This is a genomic window from Paraburkholderia sp. BR10936, from assembly GCF_040965735.1.
Taxonomy (GTDB): Bacteria; Pseudomonadota; Gammaproteobacteria; order Burkholderiales; family Burkholderiaceae; genus Paraburkholderia; species Paraburkholderia nodosa_A.
This window is the reverse complement of sequence record NZ_JBFRCM010000010.1, coordinates 18,230-43,827: the sequence shown is the minus strand read 5'-3', so window position 1 is coordinate 43,827 and position 25,598 is coordinate 18,230. Positions and strand designations below refer to the sequence as shown.

The 25,598-nt window shown below is 66.6% G+C and carries 17 protein-coding genes; 8 read left to right on the top strand and 9 right to left on the bottom strand.

Annotation, left to right across the window (positions count from 1 at the left end; all coding sequences use genetic code 11):
- Window positions 1-94 precede the first annotated feature (94 nt).
- Window positions 95-1,774, bottom strand: a complete 1,680-nt coding sequence (locus AB4Y36_RS21050; protein WP_368604089.1) for an ATP-binding protein — start codon at window positions 1,772-1,774, stop codon at window positions 95-97.
- 405 nt (window positions 1,775-2,179) lie between these two features.
- On the opposite strand from AB4Y36_RS21050, the gene AB4Y36_RS21045 reads away from it, so the two are divergent.
- On the top strand, window positions 2,180-3,382 hold the full coding sequence (locus tag AB4Y36_RS21045) for an ammonium transporter (RefSeq protein WP_368684000.1): 1,203 nt from the start codon (window positions 2,180-2,182) through the stop codon (window positions 3,380-3,382).
- Between the two features lie 69 nt (window positions 3,383-3,451).
- Here AB4Y36_RS21045 and AB4Y36_RS21040 read toward each other — a convergent pair whose 3' ends face one another.
- Both AB4Y36_RS21040 and AB4Y36_RS21035 read right to left on the bottom strand, forming a co-directional pair.
- A complete protein-coding gene (locus AB4Y36_RS21040) occupies window positions 3,452-4,201 on the bottom strand; it encodes an SDR family oxidoreductase (protein WP_368683999.1) in 750 nt (249 codons plus the stop codon).
- A gap of 133 nt (window positions 4,202-4,334) precedes the next feature.
- On the bottom strand, window positions 4,335-5,252 hold the full coding sequence (locus AB4Y36_RS21035; RefSeq protein WP_368683998.1) for a LysR family transcriptional regulator: 918 nt from the start codon (window positions 5,250-5,252) through the stop codon (window positions 4,335-4,337).
- Between the two features lie 275 nt (window positions 5,253-5,527).
- Here AB4Y36_RS21035 and AB4Y36_RS21030 point away from each other — a divergent pair, with 275 nt between their 5' ends.
- From AB4Y36_RS21030 to AB4Y36_RS21010, 5 genes are all read left to right on the top strand, one after another.
- The gene (locus AB4Y36_RS21030) at window positions 5,528-7,069 is read left to right on the top strand and encodes a class I adenylate-forming enzyme family protein (protein ID WP_368683997.1); all 1,542 of its coding nucleotides are present in this window, start codon (window positions 5,528-5,530) and stop codon (window positions 7,067-7,069) included.
- 464 nt (window positions 7,070-7,533) lie between these two features.
- Entirely contained in the window at window positions 7,534-8,370 is an 837-nt protein-coding gene (locus AB4Y36_RS21025) for an IclR family transcriptional regulator (RefSeq protein ID WP_342945586.1), read from the top strand.
- A gap of 397 nt (window positions 8,371-8,767) precedes the next feature.
- A complete protein-coding gene (locus AB4Y36_RS21020) occupies window positions 8,768-10,141 on the top strand; it encodes an MdtA/MuxA family multidrug efflux RND transporter periplasmic adaptor subunit (RefSeq protein ID WP_368683996.1) in 1,374 nt (457 codons plus the stop codon).
- A 6-nt stretch (window positions 10,142-10,147) separates the two neighbouring features.
- On the top strand, window positions 10,148-13,270 hold the full coding sequence (locus AB4Y36_RS21015; protein WP_342945584.1) for an MdtB/MuxB family multidrug efflux RND transporter permease subunit: 3,123 nt from the start codon (window positions 10,148-10,150) through the stop codon (window positions 13,268-13,270).
- A gap of 4 nt (window positions 13,271-13,274) precedes the next feature.
- Window positions 13,275-16,574, top strand: coding sequence for an efflux RND transporter permease subunit (locus AB4Y36_RS21010; protein WP_368683995.1), 3,300 nt, complete (start codon window positions 13,275-13,277; stop codon window positions 16,572-16,574).
- 51 nt (window positions 16,575-16,625) lie between these two features.
- On the opposite strand, the gene AB4Y36_RS21005 is transcribed toward AB4Y36_RS21010, so the two are convergent.
- The 5 genes from AB4Y36_RS21005 to AB4Y36_RS20985 form a co-directional block, all read right to left on the bottom strand.
- Entirely contained in the window at window positions 16,626-16,889 is a 264-nt protein-coding gene (locus AB4Y36_RS21005; RefSeq protein WP_368604084.1) for a hypothetical protein, read from the bottom strand.
- A gap of 43 nt (window positions 16,890-16,932) precedes the next feature.
- Complete coding sequence (gene bamE, locus AB4Y36_RS21000) at window positions 16,933-17,475, bottom strand: outer membrane protein assembly factor BamE (RefSeq protein ID WP_342945582.1); 543 nt, start codon at window positions 17,473-17,475, stop codon at window positions 16,933-16,935.
- Window positions 17,476-17,545: 70 nt separating this feature from the next.
- A complete protein-coding gene (locus tag AB4Y36_RS20995; RefSeq protein WP_342945581.1) occupies window positions 17,546-18,013 on the bottom strand; it encodes a hypothetical protein in 468 nt (155 codons plus the stop codon).
- A 130-nt stretch (window positions 18,014-18,143) separates the two neighbouring features.
- On the bottom strand, window positions 18,144-18,707 hold the full coding sequence (locus AB4Y36_RS20990; protein ID WP_342945580.1) for a peroxiredoxin: 564 nt from the start codon (window positions 18,705-18,707) through the stop codon (window positions 18,144-18,146).
- A gap of 164 nt (window positions 18,708-18,871) precedes the next feature.
- On the bottom strand, window positions 18,872-20,164 hold the full coding sequence (locus AB4Y36_RS20985; RefSeq protein ID WP_368610317.1) for an EAL and HDOD domain-containing protein: 1,293 nt from the start codon (window positions 20,162-20,164) through the stop codon (window positions 18,872-18,874).
- A gap of 408 nt (window positions 20,165-20,572) precedes the next feature.
- On the opposite strand from AB4Y36_RS20985, the gene AB4Y36_RS20980 reads away from it, so the two are divergent.
- The gene (locus AB4Y36_RS20980; RefSeq protein WP_368683994.1) at window positions 20,573-22,552 is read left to right on the top strand and encodes a putative bifunctional diguanylate cyclase/phosphodiesterase; all 1,980 of its coding nucleotides are present in this window, start codon (window positions 20,573-20,575) and stop codon (window positions 22,550-22,552) included.
- A 48-nt stretch (window positions 22,553-22,600) separates the two neighbouring features.
- Entirely contained in the window at window positions 22,601-24,043 is a 1,443-nt protein-coding gene (locus tag AB4Y36_RS20975; RefSeq protein ID WP_342945998.1) for an HDOD domain-containing protein, read from the top strand.
- Between the two features lie 60 nt (window positions 24,044-24,103).
- On the opposite strand, the gene AB4Y36_RS20970 is transcribed toward AB4Y36_RS20975, so the two are convergent.
- The gene (locus AB4Y36_RS20970; protein ID WP_368683993.1) at window positions 24,104-25,489 is read right to left on the bottom strand and encodes an EAL and HDOD domain-containing protein; all 1,386 of its coding nucleotides are present in this window, start codon (window positions 25,487-25,489) and stop codon (window positions 24,104-24,106) included.
- Window positions 25,490-25,598: the final 109 nt, after the last annotated feature.

The following is a 25,598-nucleotide window of genomic DNA, read 5'->3' as shown; positions in this document are numbered from 1 at the left end:
CTGCCGGTGGTCGCAACGCCGTTGCAGGTGCCGCCTGCGATTCGCTTCGCTCGCTTGCCTTCGCATTCGCGCCACCCGCGCCATCGCCCGCACCTTATTCCGCAAGGCTACTGGGCGAAGCCTCCGAGCGCTCCGCGCGTTCGAGCGCGCTGATGATCTGCTCCGCGTCGCCGGGCAACGGCGGCGCGACCGCAAGCGCATCGGGCAGCGACAGATAGAACGTCGTCCCCTCGCCTTCCGTCGACTCCACCCACACGCGCCCGCCGTGCCGCTCGACCACGCGGCGCACGAGCGCGAGCCCGATGCCCTCGCCTGGCGCCACGTTGCCGTGCATGCGCTGAAACGCCTGAAAGAGCCGCGGCAGGCCGACCTCGGGAATACCGAGCCCGTTGTCGCGCACATAGAAAATCTGCAGCGACTCCACGCCCGGCGGTGCATGAGCCGTGCCGATCTCGACGCGCCCGTCGCGCGCCGGATCGAGATAGCTGAGCGCGTTGCCGATCAGGTTTGCAAACACCTGTTCGAGCGCGGTAGGGTCGCCCCATACGTCGGGCAGCGTTTGCACGCTCACCTGCGCGCCGCGTGCGCGGATCGACGCGTGCATCGCGTCGACCACGCGCTGCACCAGTTCCTGCACACTGATACGCTGTCGCCGGTACTCCACGCGCCCCGCGCGCGCGAGCCGCAGCAGCGCGTCAATGATGTGCGATGCGCGCAGCACCGCCGTTTGCAGATAGCGCAGCGCCTCGCCGATATCCTCGTTGATGGTGCGCTCGATGCGCGCGCGCACCTGCGGCGAGAGCGAAGAATGCGCGATACGCTCGCGCAGGTCGTTGCACGCGTGATTGAGCTCGCGCGAAAAGCCCTGCAGGTTCACGAGCGGCGCGCGCAGATCGTGCGACACGCCGTGGATGAACATCTCGTTTTCCTGAGTCTGCTGGCGAAGGTTTTCGTTGATGCGCGCGAGCTGGTCTGCGCGCCGTGCAAGGTCGGCCTGAAAACCGAGCCGCAGCCGCTCGGCTTCGATCAGCCGCTGGCTGATCTGGTGCAGCGTGAGATCGAGTTCGGCGATTTCGTCGTTGCCCGCCGTGAGCGGCGCAAGCGGTTCGTTCGCGGCCAGCCGGTTCGCGTTGTCGGAAAGCGCATCGAGCCGCCCGCGCACCCCGCGCGTAAAGACCCAGACGGCAAGCGCAACCAGCACGATCGAACCAAGCACGGCCGTCATCACGAGCGTCTGCTGCTGGGCGCGCGCCGCTTCGGCGGCGGACACCCGTAATACGTCGAGGCGGCGCTCCTCGGTCTGGAACGAGACGATCTGCGTGCGCACGCGGTCGAGCACGTCGGCGGCCATGAGCGCGCGAAAGCGCTCGGCCAGGTCGGCGCGGCGGCCAGAACGCAAGAGGTCCTGCACGCGGTCCGACCATTGGCGATAGTTCTGCACGGCGTGGCGAATCTGCACGGCGCGCTCGACCTGTGTGGGATTATCGGCCACGAGATCGACGAGCCGGTCGATGCGGCGGTCCACGTCCATCCACATCGAGACCGGCGTGGCATAGCTCGTGTCGTTGGCCGCCACCGCACCGCGCAGCTTGACCGACTCGACCAGCACCGGTTCGAGCACGCGCGAAGCCTGCGCCAGCACCGCCTGGCTGTGCTGGCCCCAGCGCTCCGCGGCGGCGGCGTCGGTCTCGGCCTTCACGATGGCCGACAGCAAGCTCAGTTCGAACACGGCGGGAATCGCGATCAGCAGAAGCCCTTTGGTCGTGAGGCGCATTGCGTGGCGGGTACCGGGCGACCGGACGTGCGTGAAGTGGCAATCCGGCCATTATGTCGGCGTTTGCGCCCTATGTGCGCCCGAAATTTATCCTCGCGAAAACGCGAGAGGATTTCGATTCGCCGACAATCCATTGATGCGGAAAGGAAAATCGAATTAAGCGCCCTAACTTGGCGCGCGAGTTCCCCACCTTTGCGCGGAAGCCCCGGGATTGTGCCGGAACATGGTGCATACGCCCCGGAAATCAGCACCGGCACCGGCGATACGGCGCCTGCCATTTTTCCGCATCGGTGCACGGCCGCACCGGCTTGACGCCTGCTTTGGCTGCGAATTCACCAGTTTGGCGCTGAAGCTGGCCCATATCTTGCTCACTATGCGCCATTTTGGGCAAACTGGGTACGCCAGATGGACAATCTAAAAACCGGCACCGACACGCTATTCCTGCTGCTGGGCGCCGCCATGGTGCTCGCCATGCACGCGGGGTTCGCGTTTCTCGAACTCGGCACCGTGCGCAAGAAGAACCAGGTCAATGCGCTCGTGAAGATCCTCGTCGATTTTTCGATTTCGACGATCGCCTACTTCTTCATCGGCTATACGCTCGCCTACGGCGTGCAGTTCTTCTCGCACGCGGACGTGCTCGCCGAGCACAACGGCTACGCGCTCGTGCGCTTCTTCTTCCTGCTCACCTTCGCGGCGGCCATTCCGGCCATCGTGTCGGGCGGCATCGCCGAGCGCTCGAAGTTCAATCCGCAGCTGTTCGCGACCTTCGTGATCGTCGGCTTCATCTACCCGTTCTTCGAGGGGATGGTGTGGAACAACCGCCTCGGTTTCGAGGATGCGATGACGCACGTGTTCGGCGTGCCGTTCCATGACTTCGCGGGCTCGGTAGTCGTCCACGCGTTCGGCGGCTGGATCGCGCTGCCGGCCGTGTTGCTGCTCGGGCCGCGCCACGGCCGCTATACGCGCGACGGCCGCATCGCCGCGCACCCGCCTTCGAACATCCCGTTCCTCGCGCTGGGCGCATGGGTGCTCGCGGTGGGCTGGTTCGGCTTCAACGTCATGAGCGCGCAGACCATCGACAAGATCAGCGGTCTTGTTGCCGTCAACTCGCTCATGGCGATGGTGGGCGGCACCCTCGCCGCGTGGTTCGCGGGCCGCAACGATCCGGGCTTCACGTACAACGGGCCGCTCGCGGGGCTCGTGGCCGTGTGCGCGGGCTCGGACATCATGCATCCGCTCGGCGCGCTCGTGACGGGGGCGGTTGCCGGCGCGCTGTTCGTCTATATGTTCACCTGCGTGCAGAACCGCTGGCGCATCGACGACGTGCTCGGCGTGTGGCCGCTGCACGGCCTGTGCGGCGCATGGGGCGGCATCGCCGCGGGCGTTTTCGGCCAGCGCTGGCTCGGCGGCCTGGGCGGCGTCTCGCTCGGCGCGCAGATCGTCGGCACGATTGCGGGCATCGCGATCGCCTTCCTTGGCGGGCTCGTGGTGTACGGCCTGCTGCGCAAATTCGTTGGGCTGCGCATCGATCGCGAACAGGAATTCAACGGCACCGACCTGTCGATCCACAAGATCACGGCCACGCCGGAACGCGAAACGGTTTCCTGACCGACGCGCAGTACGCTCACGCGGGCGGCGCCCTGCCGCCCGCATTCCGTACGCATCACTAACGGATCATCAAAGCTGGCCCATGCCGCCGGCGACGATCACTTCGGTGCCGATCATGAAGGCCGACTCCGCCGCGCTCAGATGCAGCACGGTCGACGCGATCTCTTCCGCCGTCGCAAAGCGCTTGAGCGGCACCAGCCCACGAATCGATTCCTCGGCCGCCGCGAGCGCGGCGGCATCCATGCCGAACTTGTTGTAGAGCGGCGTCTTCACGGGCCCGGGGCTCACCACGTTCACGCGAATGCCGCGCGGCAGCAGTTCGGCCGAAAGTGTCTTCGCGAACGAGATCAGCGCGGCCTTGCTCGCCGCATACACCGACGACGTGGGCATGCCGATATGCGCGTTGATCGAGCCGTTGAGCACGATGGCCGCACCGTCGTTCAGCACCGGCAGGAGCGACTGAATCTGGAAGTACGCGCCCTTCACGTTGGTGTCGAAGGTGACGTCCCAGAGCGCTTCGTCCACTTGCTCGAACGGCGCGAGCTTCGCCACACCCGCATTGATGAACACCGCGTCGAGGCGCAGGCCGGCGTCGCGCACGGCGGCGGCCAGCTCGCGCGCGCCGGTGATCGAGGCCGCGTCGTTGCGCCACGCGTGCGCGTTCGGGCCGAGCGCGCGCCGCGCGGCTTCGAGGCCGGCTTCGTCGCGGCCCGTGACGATGACGTGCGCGCCGTCGGCGGCATAGGCCTGTGCGGCAGCGAGGCCGATACCGCTGGTTCCGCCGGTGACGAGGACAGTTTTGTTTGCAAAGCGGTTCATGACGTTCTCCTTGAAGGGGATAGTCTCGATCTGAGACTGTGATGCCATATTGCCGGGCGGCGCGCTTTCTGCCGTACGACGGTTTTGGCGCAAACGTTCGAAGCTGTCGAACGTTTTGCACGGGCAGCCGGCTTCAGCCCGTGACCTCGATTCCGTCCACGAGGCGCCCGGCAAGACGCGGCTCGCCCAGCCGGTCGATCCACCATTGCAGTGCGCGTCCCACGTGTTCACCGCGCCACGCCACGTAAAGCATGTTCGGCTCGCGCGGGTTCGCCGTGACCTTCTCGACCAGTTCGCCGCGCTCGATGAGCTTCGCCGCGCGCCGCCGCGGCACCCAGCCGACACCCAGGCCCTCGCGCTGCGCGAGGATCTTCGCGCGCATCGACGGCACCGCCAGCACCTCCTGCCCCCCGAGCAGCCCGTAGCCGCGGCCCGGCGTGAGCCGTGCCGAATCGCCGACCGCCACGCCGCGCTCGGCCAGCATGCGCTCGCGCGTGAGCGGCGCCTTCTCGCGCGCGAGCCGATGGCGCGGCGCCACCGCGAACACCCACTCCATCACGCCGAGTTCGAACCAGTGCAGGCCGTCGATGGCGGGCGGTTCGTTGGTCGCACCGACGATGAGATCGGCGCGGCCGTCGCGCAGCGCCTCCCAGGTGCCGGAAAGCACCTCGTGCGTGAAACGCAGCTTGACGCCCGACTGCAGCGCGTCGAAGTCGCGGATCACCGGCATGAGCAGTTCGAATTCGAGAATCTCGTCGGTGACGATCCACAAGCGGTCTTCCCAGCCGTTCGCGACCTGGCGCACGCGCTGCGTCATGCGCGCGACGTCCTGCATCAGGCGGCTCGCCTCCTCGGCGAGCAGATGCCCGGCTGGAGTGAGCTGCAGCCGGTAGCGCCGGCGGTCGAAGAGCAGCGCGTCGAAGCGCGCCTCGAGTTGGCGCGCCGCATGGGAGATCGTGGAAGGCGCCTTGTTCAGCCGTGCCGCCGCGCGCGACAGGCTGCCGGTTTCGCGGATGGCGTCGAGCAACGCCAGTTCCTCTTCGGAGAGCATGTGCGACTCCATCGAACGGGTGATGAGCGATGGTATGGCAGAAAGGGGACGTAGGTCGGTTTACATGACGCTGCGGTCCTTGGGGGCGAACTGTCAAAGTCGCCTTGACGGTCTGTCCAACAAAATTGTCGTTGCCTGGCGCAATGACCAGCCCGAGAATCGAACGCACGTTCACAAACCGTGAAGCGTGCCCGCGCGCCCATCAAAAGGGAGACCATTGCGCAAGAGAACTGCATCACGCCCGCGAAGACATCTTTCCAGTGAGGTATGAGGCCATGTCCGTGCAGTCCCCCGACTCCCCGTTCGTCGACTTGACCGCCATGATTCGCCAACGCACGGCGGAACACGGCGCGCGCGCGGCCATTGTCTGCGAAGGCGAGACCGTCACGTTCGCCGCGCTCGATGCGCTGATCGACCGCTGTGCGGCCGCGCTGCAGCGTGACGGGCTGGCACCCGAAGACGTCGTGGCCATTTGTGCGTCGAGTTCCATCCCCTATGCCGCCGTTTTCTTCGGCGCGCTCCGGGCAGGACTCGCGGTCGCCCCGCTGTCGCCCTCCACGCATGCGGACAGCCTCGTCGCCATGCTGGAGAACTCGCGGGCGCAAATCCTCTTCGCCGATGCGGCGGTTTGCCAGTTGCTTGCGGGCGTCACGCTGCCGCCTGCGCTGCGCGTCGTCGACATCGGTGCAGCCGGGCAATTCGATGCGTGGCTCGCGCCCGTGGGCGCCGCGCCCTCGCACGTGGAAATTCGGCCGGAGTGGGCGTTCAACATCATTTACTCGTCCGGCACGACGGGCGCGCCCAAAGGGATCGTCCAGTCGCACGCGATGCGTTACGCCTATACGCTGCGAAGCCTCGAGCGCGGATACGGGCCGCACGCCATCACCTTGATTGCGACGCCCCTCTATTCGAACACCACGCTGGTGAGCTTCTTCCCGACGCTCGCGCTCGGCGGAACGGTCGTCCTCATGCCGAAGTTCGATGCGAAGCAATATCTCGAGCTTGCCGAGCGCAAGCACGTCACGCACACCATGCTGGTTCCGGTGCAATACCAACGCATCCTCGGCCATCCGGACTTCGATCACTACGACCTGTCCAGCTTCCATTCGAAGTTCTGCACGAGCGCGCCGTTCGCGGCGGCCCTCAAGGCGGACGCCCTGCGCAGGTGGCCGGGCAAACTCACCGAGTTCTATGGCATGACCGAAGGCGGCGCGTCATGCGAGCTTTGCGCGGACGAGTTTCCCGACAAGCTGCACACCGTTGGCCGCCCGCTGAACGGCCATGAAATGCGCCTGATCGATGCCGACGGACGCGAGGTCGCCGCCGGGGAAGCCGGTGAAATCGTCGGGCGCTCGCCTGCCATGATGACCGGCTACTACCGGCAACCGGACAAGACGGCGCAAGCCGAGTGGTACGACGGCGATGGGCGGCGCTTCATTCGAACCGGGGATGTCGGCCGCTTCGACGAAGACGGCTTCCTCGTGCTGATGGACCGCAAGAAGGACATGATCATCTCGGGCGGCTTCAACATCTATCCAAGTGATCTGGAACAGGTGCTCGCCCGACACCCCGAAGTCGCCGAATCCGCGGTGGTTGGCGTTCCATCGGCGCGCTGGGGCGAAACGCCGGTGGCGTTCGTCACGCTCCGGCGCGGTTCGGCATTGACCGCCGTCACGCTCGCCGCTTGGGCCAACGGGCAATTGGCGAAGATGCAGCGGCTTGCCGACGTGGTGATCGTCGACGCCCTACCGCGCAGCCCGATCGGCAAGGTGCTCAAGCGTGAGTTGCGGGAGCGCTATAGCGGCGAGGTCGCCTGACCGGCCGCCTGGCGCACGTTCGTGGATTTGGAGCCGGCGGAAAAAAAAGCGCCACGTTTGCACGTGGCGCCTTGAAAAGTTCTAGCCATTCCGAGGGCCGTGCTAGAACCTGAGAGCCGGTATTCGGATGCGCCGTGCCGTCGGAAAAAGATGCGCAATTATGCGAATTGCATACCGCATGGCACATTAAAACCCCGCAATTTTGCGGGTCGAGGCGGATTGCCGAAATCGCATTCCATTTTTTACCTACATGCTGACTAAGTCAAGCAAAATCTCGCCAAAATGCGCCAATCGTCGAGCTTCTGGCATCCATTACAATCGTCTGAGAATTAGCGCCCTAATTTAGGGAGCGCCGCATTGATCGAACGCAAACGGCTGTATCGCGCGGCACGCCCGCGCTGACTTTGTAACGCCTCGCGCGAAATCTCAAAACTGAAATCCTGTTTCGGAAAATTGTCCCGCCAATGACTTCCGCACCCGATTCGCGCCTTCCTGAAGACGCTCCGCGAGATAAAGACGGCGGCGCCGACGAAGTGACGGCGCTCGCGCGCGGCCTTGCCGTCCTGCGCTGCGTCGCGGCCGCCGACGCGCCGCTCAGCAACCGCGAACTGACCGAACTGACGGGCATTCCCAAGCCCACGCTTTCGCGCCTCACGGGCACGCTCGTGAGCACGGGCTTTCTCGCCCGGCTGCCCGACAGCGAACGCTTCGTGCTCACTTCGTCGGTGCTCGAGCTGTCCAACGGCTTCCTGCGCAACGCCGACATCCGCAGCCGGGCGCGGCCGTTTCTCACGCGGCTGGCCGAGCGCACCGCGCTCTCGGTGCACCTGACCGTGCGCGACCGTCTGGACATGGTCGTGATCGACGCGATCCGCCCGCGCACCGCCGTGCTCGTCACGCGCCTCGAGGTCGGCTCGCGCATCGACATGGGCCGCACCGCCGTCGGACGCGCCTACCTCGCCGCGCTCGACCCGCACGCGCGCGCGGAACTCACCGCCGCGTTGCAGACTTCGACCGGCAACGACTGGGGCGTCTTCGGCAGCCGTCTCGACGCCGCGCTCGCCGAGACCGCCGCCCACGGCTACGGGCTCGCGATCGGCGAATGGTACGAAGGGCTCAACGCCATCGCCACGGCGTTCGCGGGTCCCAACGGCGAGATCTACGCCATCAACTGCGGCGGCGCCGCGCAGCAGTGCCCGCGCGAGTGGCTCGTCAGCCACGTCGTGCCGCTGATGCGCGAATGCGTTGCGCACGTCGTCGACGAAATCGGCGGCGCCCTGCGCCTGCCCCACGCGACCTGACAACACGAGCGGCTGCGCCTTACAAAAAGCACTCGAAGGGTGTAACGCTCGTAACGTCTCGAAAGAAACGGCACTGGACTGTAACGAAGGGGGCAACGTAGCATCATGCTTTTTGGCGGCAAGGGCCAGCCGCGCCGCCGCCCTTCGCCCGTCACGCCAGCCAGCCGCCAGCGACGCCGTCCATGCCCGTGAGCGCATGGCGCGGCACCCGGGCCGCAGCGCGGCGCGTCCTGACATCTTGCTAGCGCACGGCCTGGGTGGCATCGGCGCGCGCCGCTGCGCCGGCACCATGCGCTGCGGCGCGCTTGTGCAAGCGCTTCGCGGCCGGCCCCCTGTAGTGCGCTCCGCCAAGAGCCTTCGAGAACCCCGCTTCGAGAACCTGTTACCGACCTGACCGATGGATCAACAAGAAAAGCGCCCGGATTCCCCCCGTAAAGACACGACGCCGCAGTCCCCCGCTCAAGTCGCCGCGAGGCGCGGCAAGGGCAAGTTCATCGCACTGGGTGTGGTCATCGTGATCGCCGGCATCGTGCTCGCGCGCTGGCAGCCGTGGAACAAGGCGCTCTCGGGCGGCAACGCCGCACCGGCGGCCGGCGCTCACGCGCGGCGCGGCGGTCCGGGCGCCATGGCCAACATGCCGCAGCCCGTGAGCGTGGCGACGGCGAAGGCCGGCGACATGCCCATCGTCATCACCGCGCTCGGCACGGTCACGCCGCTTGCCGACATCACGGTGCGCACACAACTATCCGGCACGCTTCAGGACGTGTACTTCCAGGAAGGCCAGATGGTGAAAAAGGGCGACGTGCTCGCCCAGATCGACCCGCGCCCCTACCAGATCTCGCTCGCCAACGCCGAAGGCCAGCTCGCGCGCGACCAAGCGCTGCTCGCCACGGCGCGCCTCGACCTCAAGCGCTACCAGACACTGCTCTCGCAAGACTCGATCGCGAGCCAGCAGGTCGACACCCAGGCCTCGCTCGTCAAGCAATATGAGGGCACCGTCAAGTCCGATCAGGCCAGCGTCGATACCTACAAGCTCGACCTGACCTATGCGCGCATCACGGCGCCCGTCTCGGGCCGCGTGGGCCTGCGCCAGGTCGATCCGGGCAACTACGTGACGCCCAGCGACACCAACGGCATCGTCGTGCTCACGCAGCTCGAGCCGATCAGCGTGATCTTCACGACTTCGGAGGACAACCTGCCCCCCATCATGAAGCAGCTGCGCGCGGGCACGAAAATGTCGGTCACGGCCTACGACCGCAGCAACACGACGCTGCTCGAAGCCGGCTCGCTCCAGACCATCGACAACCAGATCGACACCACCACGGGCACCGTCAAGCTGCGCGCGAGCTTCACGAACCATGAGCAGGGGCTCTTTCCGAACCAGTTCGTGAACGCGCGCCTGCTCGTCGATACGATCCACGACGCCGTGATCGTGCCCACTTCGGCCGTGCTCAACGGCTCACAGGGGCAGTACGTCTATGTCGCGAAGCCCGATAACACGGTGACGGTGCGGCTCGTGAAGGTCGGCCCCGTCGATGCCGAACGCACCAGCATCGCCTCGGGCCTCACCGTGGGCGAGCGCGTCGTGACCGACGGCTCCGACCGTCTGCGCGAAGGCGCGAAGATCACGATTCCCGCCGAGCATCCGCAACACGCTAAGGGAGCGTCGGGAGCGTCGGGAGCCGCGGGCGCGCAAGGCGCATCAGGGGCCGGCGCGGCCTCCGGCGCGCGTCATGGCCATCGCCACGCCTCGCAGACGCAAGCCCAGTAAGCCAGCATGAATCCATCCCGCGCCTTTATCCTGCGCCCGGTCGGCACGGCGCTGCTCATGGCGGCGATCATGCTGGTCGGTCTCGTCGCGCTGCGCTTTCTGCCGCTTTCCGCGCTGCCTGAAGTCGATTACCCGACCATCCAGGTGCAGACCTTCTACCCGGGGGCGAGTCCGGACGTGATGACGTCCTCGGTCACGGCGCCGCTCGAACGTCAGTTCGGGCAGATGCCGTCGCTCAACCAGATGTCGTCGCAGAGTTCGGCGGGCTCCTCGGTCATCACGCTCCAGTTCAGCCTCGACCTGCCGCTCGACGTGGCCGAACAGGAAGTGCAGGCCGCCATCAACGCGGCCGGCAACCTGCTGCCCTCGGATCTGCCCGCACCGCCGATCTACGCCAAGGTCAACCCCGCCGACGCGCCGATCCTCACGCTCGCGATCACCTCGAAGACGCTGCCGCTCACGCAGATCCAGGATCTCGCCGACACCCGCCTCGCGCAGAAGATTTCGCAGGTGGCGGGCGTGGGCCTCGTGAGCCTCTCGGGCGGCCAGCGCCCAGCCGTGCGCATCCAGGCGAATCCGCGCGCGCTCGCGGCCTACGGCCTGAACCTCGACGACCTGCGCACGAGCATTTCGAACCTGAACGTCAACACGCCCAAGGGCAACTTCGACGGCCCCACGCGCGCCTACACGATCAACGCGAACGACCAGCTGACCGACGCCGACGCCTACAAGGACGCGGTAATCGCCTACCGCAACGGCCGCCCCGTCATGCTCACCGATGTCGCGAACATCGTGCAGGGCGCGGAGAACACCAAGCTCGGCGCGTGGGCCGACGGCACCCCCGCCATCATCCTGAACGTGCAGCGCCAGCCGGGCGCGAACGTGATCCAGGTGGTGGACAGCATCAAGGCGCTCCTGCCGCAACTGCAGGAATCGCTGCCCTCTTCGCTCGACGTGCAGATCGTCACCGACCGCACCACCACGATCCGCGCCTCGGTGCGCGACGTGCAGTTCGAGCTGCTGATGTCGGTGGTGCTCGTGGTGCTCGTGATGTACCTGTTCCTCGCGAACATCTACGCCACGATCATTCCGAGCCTTTCGGTGCCGCTATCGCTGATCGGCACGCTCGCGGTCATGTACCTGTGCGGCTTCTCGCTCGACAACCTGTCGTTGATGGCGCTCACCATCGCGACCGGTTTCGTGGTGGACGACGCCATCGTCATGATCGAGAACATCGCGCGCTACGTGGAGGCGGGCGACACGCCGCTCGAAGCGGCGCTAAAGGGTTCGAAGCAGATCGGCTTCACCATCATCTCGCTGACGGTGTCGCTGATCGCCGTGCTGATTCCGCTGCTCTTCATGGGCGACGTGGTGGGCCGCCTGTTCCACGAATTCGCCATCACGCTCGCGGTGACGATCGTGATCTCGGCCGTGGTCTCGCTCACGCTCGTGCCGATGATGTGCGCGAAAATGCTGCGCCACACGCCGCCGCCCGAAAGCCACCGCTTCGAGGCGCGCGTGCATGCGTTCTTCGACTATGTGATCGGCCGCTACGGCGTGGCGCTCGAATGGGTGCTCGCACGCCAGCGCCTCACAATGATCGTGTTCCTCATCACACTCGTGCTCACCGGCATTCTCTACGTGATCGTGCCCAAGGGTTTCTTCCCCGTGCAGGACACGGGCGTGATCCAGGCCATCACCCAGATGCCGCAATCGGTGTCGTATGCGTCGATGGCCGAGCGCCAGCAGGCGCTCGCCGCGGAAATTCTCAAGAACGAGAACGTCGAGAGCCTCACCTCGTTCATCGGCGTGGACGGCACCAATATCACGCTCAACAGCGGCCGGATGCTCATCAACCTGAAGCCGCGCGACGACCGCAGCGAAACGGCGAGCGAGATTATCCGCGACCTGCAAACGAGTGTGGCCCACGTGCCGGGCGCGACGCTCTACATGCAGCCGGTGCAGGACCTCACGATCGACTCGACGGTGAGCCCCACGCAGTATCAGTTCATGCTCACCACGCCGAACATCCAGGACTTCACGACCTGGGTGCCGAAGCTCGTGCAGCGCCTGAAGCAACTGCCCGAACTCGCGGATGTGGCGACCGACCTGCAGGACCAGGGCAGCTCGGTGTTCATCGAGATCGACCGCGCGAGCGCCGCGCGCTACGGCATCACGCCCGCGACGGTGGACAACGCGCTCTACGACGCCTACGGCCAGCGCATCATCTCGACGATCTTCACGCAGTCGAACCAGTACCGCGTGATTCTGGAAGCCGATCCGGTTCTGCAGCACTACACCGACGCGCTGAATTCCATCTACCTGCCCTCCTCGACCTCGAGCACGGGCCAGGTGCCGCTCTCGGCCATCGCGAAGTTCCACGAGCGGCCCGCGCCGCTGCTCGTCACGCATCTCTCGCAGTTCCCGGCCACGACGATCTCGTTCAACCTGGCTCAGGGCTCTTCGCTCGGCGCGGCGGTGAAGGCGATCCAGCAGGCGGAAAAAGACATCGGCCTGCCGGGCTCGTTCCAGACCCGCTTCCAGGGCGCCGCGCTCGCGTTCCAGGCGTCGCTGTCCAACGAGCTGTTCCTGATCCTCGCGGCCATCGTCACGATGTATATCGTACTCGGCGTGTTGTACGAGAGCTTCGTGCATCCCATCACGATTCTCTCGACGCTGCCGTCGGCCGGGATCGGCGCTTTGCTCGCGCTGATCCTGACCGGGCACGACCTCGACATCATCGGCATCATCGGCATCGTGCTCTTGATCGGCATCGTGAAGAAGAACGCCATCATGATGATCGACTTCGCGCTCGAGGCCGAGCGCCACGAAGGCAAGCCGCCGCGCGAGGCGATCTACCAGGCGTGTCTGCTGCGCTTCCGGCCGATCATGATGACGACGATGGCGGCGCTGCTCGGCGCCGTGCCGCTGATCCTCGGCTACGGCGCGGGCAGCGAGCTGCGCCGGCCGCTCGGCATCGCGATTGCGGGCGGCCTGATCGTGAGCCAGGCGCTCACGCTCTTCACGACGCCGGTGATCTACCTCGCGTTCGACCGGATCGCACAGCGTCTGCGCCAGCGCTTTGGCGGCGGTTCGCGCGGCGCGGCGTCGTCTTCGTCGGAGAGCTGACGCGATGAATCTCTCGCGCCCGTTCATCTCGCGCCCCGTCGCGACCACGCTGCTCGCCGTCGGCATCGCACTGGCCGGCCTCTTCGCGTTCACGAAGCTGCCGGTCGCACCCTTGCCGCAGGTGGACTTTCCGACCATCTCCGTGCAGGCCACCTTGCCGGGCGCAAGCCCCGAAACGGTGGCAACCAGCGTGGCGAGCCCGCTGGAGCGGCATCTGGGCTCGATTGCCGACGTCTCGGAGATGACCTCGCAAAGCTCGGTGGGCAGCACGCGCATCACGCTGCAATTCGGCCTGAACCGCGACATCGACGGTGCGGCGCGCGACGTGCAGGCGGCGATCAACGCCGCGCGCGCGGACCTGCCCACGAGCCTGCGGCAGAACCCGACCTACCACAAGGTCAACCCCGCCGACGCGCCGATTCTGATTCTCGCGCTCACCTCGCCCACGTTGAGCGCGGGCCAGCTCTACGACTCGGCGGCGACGGTGCTGCAGCAGTCGCTCTCGCAGGTGGACGGCGTGGGCGAAGTCGACGTGAGCGGCTCGGCCAATCCGGCCGTGCGCGTGGAGCTGGAGCCGCATGCGCTCTTTCACTACGGCATCGGCCTCGAGGACGTGCGCGCCGCGCTCGCCTCGGCCAACGCGAACAGCCCCAAGGGCGATATCGAATTCGGTCCGCAGCGCTTTCAGCTCTACACCAATGACCAGGCGAGCAAGGCGAGCCAGTACAAGGACCTCGTGATCGCCTACCGCAACGGCGCGGGCGTGAAGCTCTCCGACGTGGGCGAAGTGGTCGATTCGGTGGAAGACCTGCGCAACATCGGACTCGCCAACGGCAAGCGTTCCGTGCTCGTGATCCTCTACCGCCAGCCGGGCGCGAACATCATCGAGACCGTGGACCGCGTGGTCGCCATGCTGCCGCAGCTCAAGGCGTCGCTGCCCGCCGACGTCGAGGTGATCCCGACGTCCGACCGCTCGGTCACGATCCGCTCCTCGCTCAAGGACACCGAGCGCACGCTCATCATCGCCGTGGCGCTCGTCGTGATGGTGGTGTTCCTGTTCCTGCGCAACTGGCGCGCGACGCTCATTCCGAGCGTGGCCGTGCCCATCTCGATCATCGGCACCTTCGCGGCGATGTACCTGATGGGCTTTTCGCTCGACAACCTCTCGCTGATGGCGCTCACCATCGCGACCGGCTTCGTCGTCGACGATGCCATCGTCGTGCTCGAGAACATCTCGCGACATATCGAAAACGGCGTGCCGCGCATGAAGGCGGCGCTGCTCGGCGCGCGCGAAGTGGGCTTCACGGTGCTCTCGATCAGCGTGTCGCTCGTCGCCGTGTTCCTGCCTATTTTGCTGATGGGCGGCATTGTCGGGCGCCTGTTCCGCGAGTTCGCGCTCACGCTCTCGCTCGCCATTGCGGTGTCGCTCGCCGTCTCGCTCACGCTCACGCCGATGATGTGCTCGCGCCTGCTCGAAGAAGCGCACGAGAAGAAGGAAGAAGGCCGCTTCGCGCAGTGGCTCGAGCGCGGCTTCCAGCGCATGCAGGGCGGCTACGAGCGCACGCTCGGCTGGGCGCTGGCGCATCCGTTCGTCATCCTGCTCACGCTCGTCGCGACCATCGCGCTGAACGTCGCGCTCTACGTGATCGTGCCCAAGGGCTTCTTCCCGCAGCAGGACACGGGGCGCCTCGTCGGCGGCATCCAGGCCGACCAGGCCACCTCGTTCCAGGCGATGAAGGTGAAGTTCGCCGAGATGATGCGCATCGTGCAGGCGAACCCGGCGGTGGAATCGGTCGCGGGATTCTCGGGCGGGCGCGCGACCAACTCGGGCTTCATGTTCGTCTCGCTCAAGCCCAAGAGCGAGCGCAAGATTTCCGCCGACGAAGTGATCGCGCAACTGCGCGGGCCGCTCTCGAACGTGGCGGGCGCGCGCACCTTCCTGCAAGCGGTGCAGGATATTCGCGTGGGCGGCCGGCAGTCGAACGCGCAGTACCAGTTCACGCTGCTCGCGGACAACACCGCCGACCTCTACAAGTGGGGGCCGAAGCTCACCGAGGCGCTGCAGGCGCGCCCCGAACTCGCCGACGTGAATTCGGACCAGCAGCAAGGCGGCCTCGAATCGATGATCAACATCGACCGGCAGAGCGCCGCGCGGCTGAACATCACGCCCTCGCAGATCGACAACACGCTTTACGACGCGTTCGGCCAGCGCCAGGTCTCGACGATCTACAACCCGCTCAACCAGTACCACGTGGTGATGGAAGTCGCGCCGAAATACTGGCAGAGCCCGACCATGCTCAACGAGATCTGGGTCAGCACCTCGGGCGGCACGGCCAGCGGCGCGCAGAGCACCAACGCGACGGCGGGCACGGTGACGGGCCCCACCACCGCCAAGACGGGCGGCACGGCCGCCACCACGGCGACGAGCGCCGCGGCCATCGCAGCCGACTCCGCGCGCAACCTCGCGACCAACTCGCTCGCCGCGAGCGGCAAGTCGAGCGCGTCGTCGGGCGCGGCTGTGTCCACGTCGAAGGAGAATATGGTGCCGCTCTCGTCGATCGCCTCGTTCGGCCCTGGCACGACGCCGCTTTCGGTGAATCACCAGAGCCAGTTCGTGGCCTCGACGATCTCGTTCAACCTGCCGCCCGGCAAATCGCTCTCCGACGCCACCCAGGCGATCTACGACACGATGGGCGAGATCGGCATGCCCGCGACGATCCACGGCAGCTTCCAGGGCACGGCGCAGGCGTTCCAGCAGTCGCTCGACAACCAGCCGCTGCTGATTCTCGCGGCGCTCGCGGCCGTGTATATCGTGTTGGGCATTCTGTACGAGAGCTATATCCACCCGCTCACGATTCTCTCCACCCTGCCCTCGGCGGGCGTGGGCGCGCTGCTCGCGCTGCTGCTCTTCAAGACGGAGTTCAGCATCATCGCGCTGATCGGCGTGATTCTGCTGATCGGCATTGTGAAGAAGAACGCGATCATGATGGTGGACTTCGCGATCCAGGCGTCGCGTGAGGGGCTGAGCTCGCGCGACGCGATTCACCAGGCCTGCCTGCTGCGCTTCCGGCCGATCATGATGACGACCTGTGCGGCGCTGCTCGGCGCGCTGCCGCTCGCGTTCGGGCGCGGCGAAGGTGCGGAGTTGCGCGCGCCGCTCGGTATCTCGATCGTGGGCGGGCTGATCGTGAGCCAGATGCTCACGCTCTATACGACGCCGGTGGTGTACCTGTACATGGACCGGCTGCGCGTGTGGTGGGATGCGAAGCGCGGGCGCGCGGCGCCCGCGGCGCAAGCGGAGTGAGCGAGCGCTCCCTCAGTAGAAGACGGCTGAAGCGTGGCTTCAGCCGTTTTTTTATGCGCGTGCCTGGCGAGGGCGCGGGTGGCGCAAATGCGCAGGCAGGCAACGCACGATCAGGTGCAGCACGAGCGGCACGATGATGCCGTCGTCCACGACACCGGCGACCGGCATCGCGATGTTGAACGGGTCGAGCGCATAGAGCGCGAGCAGCGCCGTGGCGGGCACGAGCCACACGGGACGCCCCGGCTGGCGCAGCGCGTGCCACAGCACGCGCGCATCGCCCTTCACCACATGCCATAGCAACGCGATACGTTTCATCTGCTTTCTCCTTGCGGCTGGCGCGATCGATGCGCTCGCCGACTCAATGCTGCTCGTGACCCGGTGCGTCCGAGCGCGAGGTCCTGATCACGAGCCCATCCGGCGCGAAATGGGCGTTGAACATGCCGTCCCCCGCCACACCGCCTTCGGCCCAGTGCCAGCTCCATACTTCCTCGTGGCTCAGCGCATATTTTGCTACCGTGGCCGGCTTGCCGAGCAGGCGCCGCACTTCGTCCTGCGTCATGCCAGGCACGACCTGAGCGATATTCTGCGCCGTGAGCGCCTGGGTCATCGCCACGAGCTTGCCGTTCGCGTCGAAGTCGAGCATCCACGTGGTGAGGCCGTTGGGCCCGCGCGGGTATTCGAGGCGCTGCGCGCCGTCGTCGTCCTCCCACACCATTTCGGGCTTGCCCGCCTGCCGGCGCACGTCCTCGACCGTCGACACGCCAATGCGCAGGCCGCCGAACGCCATCGAATCGGGCTTGATCGCGTTGACGGCGTCGGCGACCTTTTGCTGGTCGCACGCCGCGAGCAGCGTGGCGCAGACGGCGATCAACGCCGCCGCGATCCAGGGTTTTCGTGACATATCCAGTCTGCGTTGCCGGGAAGTAGTTGGGACAGCGCTGCGCCCGGATCGTTCAGCGCCGCCGCCGCGCTCAGAGTTTTTGCGCAATCGCCAGCGTGAAAATACGCGCCCAGCGCTTCGCTTCGCGCTCGCTTGGCATCGGCAATTGCCAGAGCGGGCGCTTCGGGTCGGCCACTCGCAGCGCCACGTGCCAGCCGTTGGCATCGCGCGCCGCCTGGGCGCCTTGCAGGTCGGCGAAGATATACGCGCCATGCGCGCCGCCCTGCGTCAGCTCGCAGAAGCGCTTGCCCGCCGCGAGACGGGCCTCGCCCCAGGCGCCGGCCACGCGGTGTGTCCAGTCGCCTTCGCCGCGCACATTGGGCGCCACGTCGCGCATCCGGCGCCACACCCAGGCGATGAGCGCGACGAACAACGCTGCGGCAACCACCGCTGCGCCCACGGCAACGCCCGTGCCGAAGTGCGCCGCGATGGCGTTGAAGGACCAGTACGCGCCGTAGACGAGCGCGGCAAAGGCAAGTAGAACGACGACGATCGGCATGCGAGGAATCCGTGCGGCGGGAGAGAAAAACCAGGGCGAAACGCGGAGGGACGACTGGGACAGATCGCGATGCGGCCCGCGCGCGTGGTGGGCCTCATGGCTTACTACGGTTTGCGATGACTCGCGATCCCTACTGCTGCGGATGCTGCGCGGCCCACTCCTTCAAGGCGCGCAACGTGTTACTCACGTGCTGGTCCGGCGACAGGCTCGTGTATTCGTAGATGATCTTGCCGTCCGGCGCGATCACATACGACACGCGATTGGCCATCGACTCGTGCAGCGGCATCGACGCGTCGTACGACTTGATGATCTTCGAGTCTTCGTCGGCGGCAACCGGGAACTTGCTGCGGCACTCGCTCACCGAAAACTTCGTGAGCGTGTCGATGTTGTCGTGCGAAACGCCGATCACGGTCGCACCGTACTGCTTGTACTGATCGACCGCTTCAGCGAATTCGTGCGCCTCGATCGTGCAGCCCTTCGTGAACGCAGCCGGATAGAAGTACACCACCACTGGCCCCTTCTTGAGCTCCGAAGCGAGCGAATAGGTGTAGGTCTTGCCGCCCAGCGATGCCTGGGTCGTGAAGTCGGGGGCGGAATCGCCTGGCTTGAGCGTTGCCTGCGCAGACAGCGTAAAGAGCGCAAGCCCGGCGCAGACGAGCGCCGCGGCTCCCGCCGCAAAGAACCTCGGTTTCATGTCAAATGCCCTCGAGTTGAATCGCCACGCCGGCGCGCGTTTTGCCCGCGGGTCTTGCCCATCATGCAAATGAGACGCATGACGCCGCGACGATACCGATATTGGATCACACAATTGCGGCACTCGCAGCGCGTCCCCGCGGGCGCAAACCTGACAAGCTGTATTCAACCCTCGGCATAAGCCGTGAACCACGCGCCGGCCCACAGGTTCAACTCGCCGAGCAGCGGCGGCGTGAGCGCATTGAACATGCCCCCCGCCTCGCGCGCGAGGCGCTGCGCGCCGTCGTGATCGCCGCGCTCGGCCGCGGTCGCGATGCGCAGCAGCGTACCGAGCTCGCCGCGATGACCGTCGACGGCCTCGACGATCTCGCGTGCAAGGCCGAGACGATCGAGCGTGTGCTCGGGCGTCGAGCCGACCAGCACGTGCACGAGCGAGAAGATGCCGGTCATGAAGGCGGCATCGGCAAAATCGGGGTCCTGCGGGCTCAGGCTGCGCGCGGCAAGTTCCATGAAATGCGAGCGCGTGCCCGCGAGCTGCACGAGCGGGTCCGAGCCCCACGGCAGGTCGCGTCCGCTCGCGTAGAGCAGCAGTTGCGCCCAGCGCGCGATCTGGCGCGTGCCCGCCGCGAGCACCGCTTCGCGCAGCGACGAAATCGGCCGCCCCGGCGAGTACGCGCTCGAATTGACGAGACGCAACAGTTGCACCACTACGCCGGGGTGGCTGCGCAGTTCGCGCTCGAGTTCAGCCGTGCCGACGTCGTTGGCGACCAGCGCGAGCAGGCGCACGAGCGCGAGGCGCGACGCGCGCACGCGCGGCGCGCGCAGCACCTGCGGGCGGGCGAAGAAGTAGCCCTGAAACAGCTCGAAGCCGAGCGACGAGGCCAGCTCGAAATCCTCGCCCGTCTCGACCTTCTCGGCGATCAGCGTCTTGCCGTGCGCGGCGAGGCTCGCGACGAGCCCAGGCAATGCCGCGCGCTCGGTCTGCAGCAGGTCGACCTTGATGATGTCCGCGTAGGGCAACGCGCGCAGCAGGTTCTCCGTGATCTCGCACACGTCGTCGAAGGCAATGCGGTAGCCGGCGCGGCGCAGTTGCGCGAGACGCTCCAGCACCGCGGCGTCGAAGCGCACGTGTTCGAGCACCTCCAGCACGAAGCGGCCCGGCGGCAGCAGATGCACGATGTCGTCGAACAGCAACTCGCGGCTGATATTGACATAGCCGTAGTGACGGCCAAGCACCGCGGGCACGCCGAGCTGGCCGATCGTGCGGGTCATCACCTGGGCCGTGGCGAGCGCGTCGTCGTCGACGTCCGCGCGGTTCTGCGCGCCGCCGCGGAACAGCAGCTCATAGGCGTTGAGCGCGCCATTGCGATCGAGAATAGGCTGCCGCCCGAGATAGACGAACGGCTGCGGACCCGTTGATGACCCGGTAGCAAGGTCCGGTTGTGAAGCTGACGGCATAGAAGGCGCGGAACCAGGGGTGCCCCTGCCCGCATCGTCTCGCGCAGCCTCGCTTGCCGGCGCGGCAAACGCTGACGATGAATCGGACATGGCGGATGACTCGTACGGATGGAATGGCCGGTAATGGCCGCCGACGCGCCGGGCCGCCCCTGCGGCCCGCAAGACGGGCGCTTCACGCGCGCCGACCCATCGCGCATGGCGAACGGCGTCTCGACCGGCGCCACTTTAACCGAATCTGGACGCCACCGCACCGATCTCCCGTCACGTTTATGCGTTAGGTGTTTTTTCGGTCGCCGCGGCTAAAGATTTCCCGTCCCGGGTCGATAACTTGCTCTGATGGGCGGCTTCAGCCGGACGTGGAAACCGGCCGGGATGCCACAGACAAACAAAGGGTTGCCAGCGACAGACATGGAAGCGAACAGGATCTCCGCGCCCCGCGAGGGCTGGTTGCGCACGGTCGTCGACCGGTTTTACGCGCTTGCCGGCCTCAAGGGCGTTGCCGGCGACCCGCCCATGCCTGGCGACGCGAACGCCTCACATGCCGCGCAGGCGCAGAGCGCGGCGCGCGCAGCCGAAACAGCCGACGACAAAGCCGCCGCGCCGCTCGTGCCCCCCTCGCCTCCCGCCGCCGAACCCGACTACGCCGACGCCGTTTCGCTCTCGTTCGAGAACACGGCCGCCGCGGTGGACTTCCTCGTGCACGTGGACGCGAGGCTGCACTTTCTCTACGTCTCCGACGCGAGCCTGCGCTTCGCGGGATATCACCGCGAGTTCCTGCTCGGCGCGACGCTCGCCGACATCGTCACCCCCGAGCATCACGAGCGCCTCGAGGCGCTGATCGCGCGCGCCGCGCACAGCGGCGCCGTGGAAAAGGACACCATCGACCTCGTCAAGGCGCTCACCTACCCGCTTCCCGTGGAGCTGCGCGTGCAGCGCGCCCAGTATGGCGAGACGACCGGCTTCGCCGTGGCGGGCTTCGACGTCTCCGGCTGGCAGGGCACCGAGGCCGCGCTCACGCACGCGCTCCATCACGATCCGCTCACCGGTCTGCCCAACCAGACCGCGCTCGCGCCCGAGCTGCAGCGCGCCCAGGCCGACGCGGACCATTTCGGCGTGCCGGTGGCGCTGCTGCTGCTCGACCTCGACGACTATCAGCGTGTGAACCGCGCGCTCGGCTACGACGCCGGCGACGAGCTGCTGCGCGAGACCGCGCGGCGCCTCACCCACCTCGCGCTGCAGGGCGAGATGATCGCGCGCATCGGCAGCGACGAGTTCGCCATCCTGATCACGCCGCAACGCCACGCCGCGCCCGACGAAGTGCGCGCCGCCGCCGAAGCGCTCGGCCGCCGCCTGCTCACCTCCATCCTGCAGCCGTACTCGTTTCGCAACCAGCCCGTGCACCTTTCGGCGAGCATCGGCATTGCCTTCCATCCCGACCAGCGCACGGACGCCTCCGGGGCGGGCGAGGGCGAGGCCGATGCCAGCGCCGACACCACGCCGCTCATCCGCCGCGCGGACCAGGCGCTGCAGCAGGCCAAGGCGATCGGCGGCAACACGCTGACGTTGCACGTGCCCGTCGACGATCCCACCGACGCCATACGCCTGAAGCTGGAGTCGGACCTCTACGACGGTGTGCGCAACGGCGAATTCTCGCTACACTTCCAGCCCATCACGAGCAGCGCTTCGCGCGGCGTGGTCGGCGTGGAGGCATTGATCCGCTGGCAACATCCATTGCACGGTCTCGTGCCGCCATCAACGTTTATTCCGCTTGCGGAATCCGTCGGCCTGATTAATTATCTCGGCAACTGGGTTTTGAAGGCTGCCTGTATGCAACTGACCCAATGGGACGAGCAAGGCATCGAGCTGCAGTACGTGGCGGTCAATGTCTCGCCCCAGCAGTTCCGCAATCCGCGGTTCAGGGAAAGTGTCGAGGAGGCGATCGAGCTCACCGGGGTCGACCCGGGCCGGCTGGTGTTCGAGATCACCGAAAGCCTGCTCATGCACGATCCGCAGCATGCGAAAACGCTGCTCGAAGAGCTCACCTCGCTTGGCATTCGCTTCGCGGTGGACGACTTCGGCACCGGGTATTCGAGTCTGGCGTATCTGCAGCGCTTCCCGCTCTCGAAGCTGAAGATCGATCGAAGCTTCGTCGAGAACCTCATCACTTCGCGCAACGATCAGGCGATCGTGAACGCGGTGGTGGGGCTCGCGCGTACGCTCGATCTCGAGCTCGTGGCAGAGGGCGTGGAGACGGAGGCGCAGCGCGAGCTGCTGACGAACATGGGTTGCGAGCATATCCAGGGATGGCTCGTCTGCAAGGCGCTGCCTTCAGAAGAATTGCAGCAGCGCTTCGTTTCGGGTGCGTTGCACGTGCACGAGGTGCAATGATGCGGGCATCGCAAACAGCAGGGCTTTCGCGAAATTGACATGGTTCAGATGGTAAAGGCCGTCCTGCTAGACCGCTTGTGGGCCCGCATGAATGAACGCGGGGACTTCCCCTTGCTGTCGCAATCGCTGCGTACCACAGTCGCGGCGATGACCAACGACGATTACGATTTCAGCGCGCTCGTGAAGGTCGTGCTCTCGGATTTCGCGCTCACGCAGAAGGTGCTGCGTCTCGCGAATTCGGCCATGTACATGGCGTTCGGCGGCAACATCACGACCGTCACGCGCGCGCTGATGGTCCTCGGCATGGACGCGGTCGGCCATCTCGTCGTCGGCCTGAAGATCGTCGATCACTTTCACCACAGCGCGCCGCGCCGCATCGACGCCAAGCTCGAACTGAACCGCACCATGCTCTCGGGCTGCGTCGCGCGCAAGCTCACCGAGCACGGCGACCTGCGCGCGGGCGAAGAGGCCGTGGTCTGCACGCTCATGCGCCAGGTGGGCAAGCTGCTCGTGGTGTTCTATCTCGAGCCCGAGTGGGACCAGATCCGCCGCGAGATCGACGAAGGCGCGAGCGACGACGAGGCCTGCCTCGAAGTGCTCGGCGTGACCTTCGAAGAGCTCGGCCTCGAAGCCGCCACGCGCTGGCGCCTGCCCGACACGATCCGTGCGGGCATGCGCCAGTACGACCCGGCCGACAAGGAACCGCGCGACGTGCAGTGGCTGCGCGCCATCACCAACTATTCGACGGAAGTCGCGCGCGTGCTGACCACGCAGGGCCTCTCCGAAGAGATGCGCGAGACGCATATCGCCGAGCTGGCGCAGCACTACGGCCGCGCGCTCTCGACCGATGCCGACGTGCTCGTGCAGATGAGCCTCGCGCTTGCGCGCGAAGAAGCCGAAGACGGCGTCATGCGCGAGATCGTCGAATTGCGCGCCAATGCCGACGCCATCGCTCGCGAAGCGCTCGATCCCGAGGCGCGCATTGCGGCCGGCGTCGAGGACCTGCGCGCATTGCCGGCGGACAGCGCGCTGAGCACCGCCCTCACGCTCGCGACCGAAACCGTGCTCGCGGGCCTGGGTTTCGCCCGCAGCGTGGTATTCGTGCGACGCGGGGCGAACATGTTCGAGGCGCAGCACGGCTTCGGCCCGCACATGGGCGACGTGCTGCCCAAGCTCGCGTTTTCCGCCGCGTTCCAGCCCGACGTGTTTCACCTCGCCATCGCGAACAAGGTCGGCATTTTCATCGAGAATGCGCGCGATGCGAAGATACTCGCGCGCCTGCCCGGGTGGTATCGCTCGAGCTTCGACGACGCGCGCGCGTTCGTCCTGCTGCCCGTGGGCGCGCCTGGCGTCGAGCCCGTGGCGCTGATGTACGGCGACTGGCTCGTGACCCAGGAGCCACGCCGCATTTCACAGAAAGAGATGAGCGCGCTGAACGATCTCGCGCAGCAGCTCGCGCGCTTCTTCACCCACGTACCGCTAACCGCCTGACTCCGACTGAGTCACGACTGCGCGCGGCGCCGCATCGCTTTGCGGCACCGCCCCGCCCGCTCAATCCTCGATCCGCTCCAGCCCCTCGTCTTCCGCATCGCGGCCGGACGTGCCTGCCCATTCCGCGGCCGTGAGCGAGATCGCCGCGACCGTTGCGGCGTCGAGCGGCTCGAGTTCCGCGCACAGCGCGTCCACACGGGCCCAGTCCGCACGCTCCAGCGCCTCGGAAAGTTCGAGCAGCCGCCCGAGCGCGCCTTCACGCTTCACGATCGCCGTGCGGATCGGCTTGGCCAGCGTGAGCACTTCGAGCGTGCTTTCGAGCGGACCGCCGAACACCGCCTCGACGAACGAGAACACCCCCACGAGGAACGCCGCGTCTTCCTCTTCGAGATGTGCCTTGGCAAGTTGCGTCACCGCGATCTCCATGAAGCGCGCGCGCGTGGCCACGAGTTGCAGCAGCGGGTCGTCTTCGGCGGCGATCTTGCGGCCGTCCGCGTAGAGCAGCAACTGCGTCCAGCGCGCGATCGCGTTGGTGCCGGTCGCATTGATCGCCTCGCGCAGCGTCGTCACCTTGCGGCCGATGTTCATGCTGCCCGAGTTGGCAAGCCGCATCAGATGCATCACGAGCACGGGGTTGAGCTTCAGCTCCGCTTCGAGCTGCGCGACCGTGGGCTCGGCCGCGAGCAGATGCAGCAGGTTCAGCAACGCCTGGCGCGGCGCGCTCGAGCGGCGCGCGCCGCCGTGCGGTTTCGCGAAGAAGTAGCCCTGGAAGCGGTCGAAACCGAGCTCGTGCGCGCGCTGATAGTCGGCCTGGGTCTCGACGCCCATGGCCACGAGAAGCTTGCCCGCCGCCTTCATCACGCTCGCGAACTTCGGCAGCACCGCGGGCGCGATCTCGCGGATATCGATCTTGATGGCGTCCACATACGGCAGCAGTTTCGCGAGCGACTCGTCCGCCTTCGACACGTGGTCGAGCGCGAAGCGATAACGACGGCGGTGCAGTTCGACGAGCCGCGCGATCAGATCCGCATCCGCGCCGATGTCCACGGGCAACTCGAGCATGACGCGCTCGGGGCTCACGCGCTGCAGACTGTCGTGAAAAAGCGCGTCGCGAGTCATGTCGAGCCACGCGGGATGGCCCGCGAGCGAGGCGCGCAAGGCGGGTGCGGCGAAGCTTTTGAGGAGCGCGGTGCTAGTGGCGGAAGGCTTGGGCGGCAGGCCCGAGGCCTGGTCTTTGGCGGCCGCTTCGGCCTCTTGTGCGATTTCGGCGCTTTCGCGCCGGTCCACGAGGCGCGGCGACGTCTCGAACGCACAGAGGAGCCCCTCCCGGTCGAGCATCGGCTGGCGCGCGAAATACACGTCGATGGGCGGGCCGGCTTGTTCCGGCGACTGCGTGCTGCCCGCGACTCCCGACATCTGCGGCCGGTCTGCGGCGTTCAAGCTCATGGGGTCCCCCGCGCGGCGCCGCGCGCATGGCGGCGCCCTGGTCTTGTTTCTTGGCATGCCGCAACCGTTTGCGCTTGGCACAGATCGCGCACCCGACGCGGCACTTTCT

What these genes read in the sequence shown, in the direction of transcription:
- AB4Y36_RS21050 (WP_368604089.1), bottom strand. Translation starts at nt 1,774, where the DNA reads ATGCGCCTCACGACCAAAGGGCTTCTGCTGATCGCGATTCCCGCCGTG.
- AB4Y36_RS21045 (WP_368684000.1), top strand. Translation starts at nt 2,180, where the DNA reads ATGGACAATCTAAAAACCGGCACCGACACGCTATTCCTGCTGCTGGGC.
- AB4Y36_RS21040 (WP_368683999.1), bottom strand. Translation starts at nt 4,201, where the DNA reads ATGAACCGCTTTGCAAACAAAACTGTCCTCGTCACCGGCGGAACCAGC.
- AB4Y36_RS21035 (WP_368683998.1), bottom strand. Translation starts at nt 5,252, where the DNA reads ATGCTCTCCGAAGAGGAACTGGCGTTGCTCGACGCCATCCGCGAAACC.
- AB4Y36_RS21030 (WP_368683997.1), top strand. Translation starts at nt 5,528, where the DNA reads ATGTCCGTGCAGTCCCCCGACTCCCCGTTCGTCGACTTGACCGCCATG.
- AB4Y36_RS21025 (WP_342945586.1), top strand. Translation starts at nt 7,534, where the DNA reads ATGACTTCCGCACCCGATTCGCGCCTTCCTGAAGACGCTCCGCGAGAT.
- AB4Y36_RS21020 (WP_368683996.1), top strand. Translation starts at nt 8,768, where the DNA reads ATGGATCAACAAGAAAAGCGCCCGGATTCCCCCCGTAAAGACACGACG.
- AB4Y36_RS21015 (WP_342945584.1), top strand. Translation starts at nt 10,148, where the DNA reads ATGAATCCATCCCGCGCCTTTATCCTGCGCCCGGTCGGCACGGCGCTG.
- AB4Y36_RS21010 (WP_368683995.1), top strand. Translation starts at nt 13,275, where the DNA reads ATGAATCTCTCGCGCCCGTTCATCTCGCGCCCCGTCGCGACCACGCTG.
- AB4Y36_RS21005 (WP_368604084.1), bottom strand. Translation starts at nt 16,889, where the DNA reads ATGAAACGTATCGCGTTGCTATGGCATGTGGTGAAGGGCGATGCGCGC.
- bamE (WP_342945582.1), bottom strand. Translation starts at nt 17,475, where the DNA reads ATGTCACGAAAACCCTGGATCGCGGCGGCGTTGATCGCCGTCTGCGCC.
- AB4Y36_RS20995 (WP_342945581.1), bottom strand. Translation starts at nt 18,013, where the DNA reads ATGCCGATCGTCGTCGTTCTACTTGCCTTTGCCGCGCTCGTCTACGGC.
- AB4Y36_RS20990 (WP_342945580.1), bottom strand. Translation starts at nt 18,707, where the DNA reads ATGAAACCGAGGTTCTTTGCGGCGGGAGCCGCGGCGCTCGTCTGCGCC.
- AB4Y36_RS20985 (WP_368610317.1), bottom strand. Translation starts at nt 20,164, where the DNA reads ATGCCGTCAGCTTCACAACCGGACCTTGCTACCGGGTCATCAACGGGT.
- AB4Y36_RS20980 (WP_368683994.1), top strand. Translation starts at nt 20,573, where the DNA reads ATGGAAGCGAACAGGATCTCCGCGCCCCGCGAGGGCTGGTTGCGCACG.
- AB4Y36_RS20975 (WP_342945998.1), top strand. Translation starts at nt 22,601, where the DNA reads ATGGTAAAGGCCGTCCTGCTAGACCGCTTGTGGGCCCGCATGAATGAA.
- AB4Y36_RS20970 (WP_368683993.1), bottom strand. Translation starts at nt 25,489, where the DNA reads ATGAGCTTGAACGCCGCAGACCGGCCGCAGATGTCGGGAGTCGCGGGC.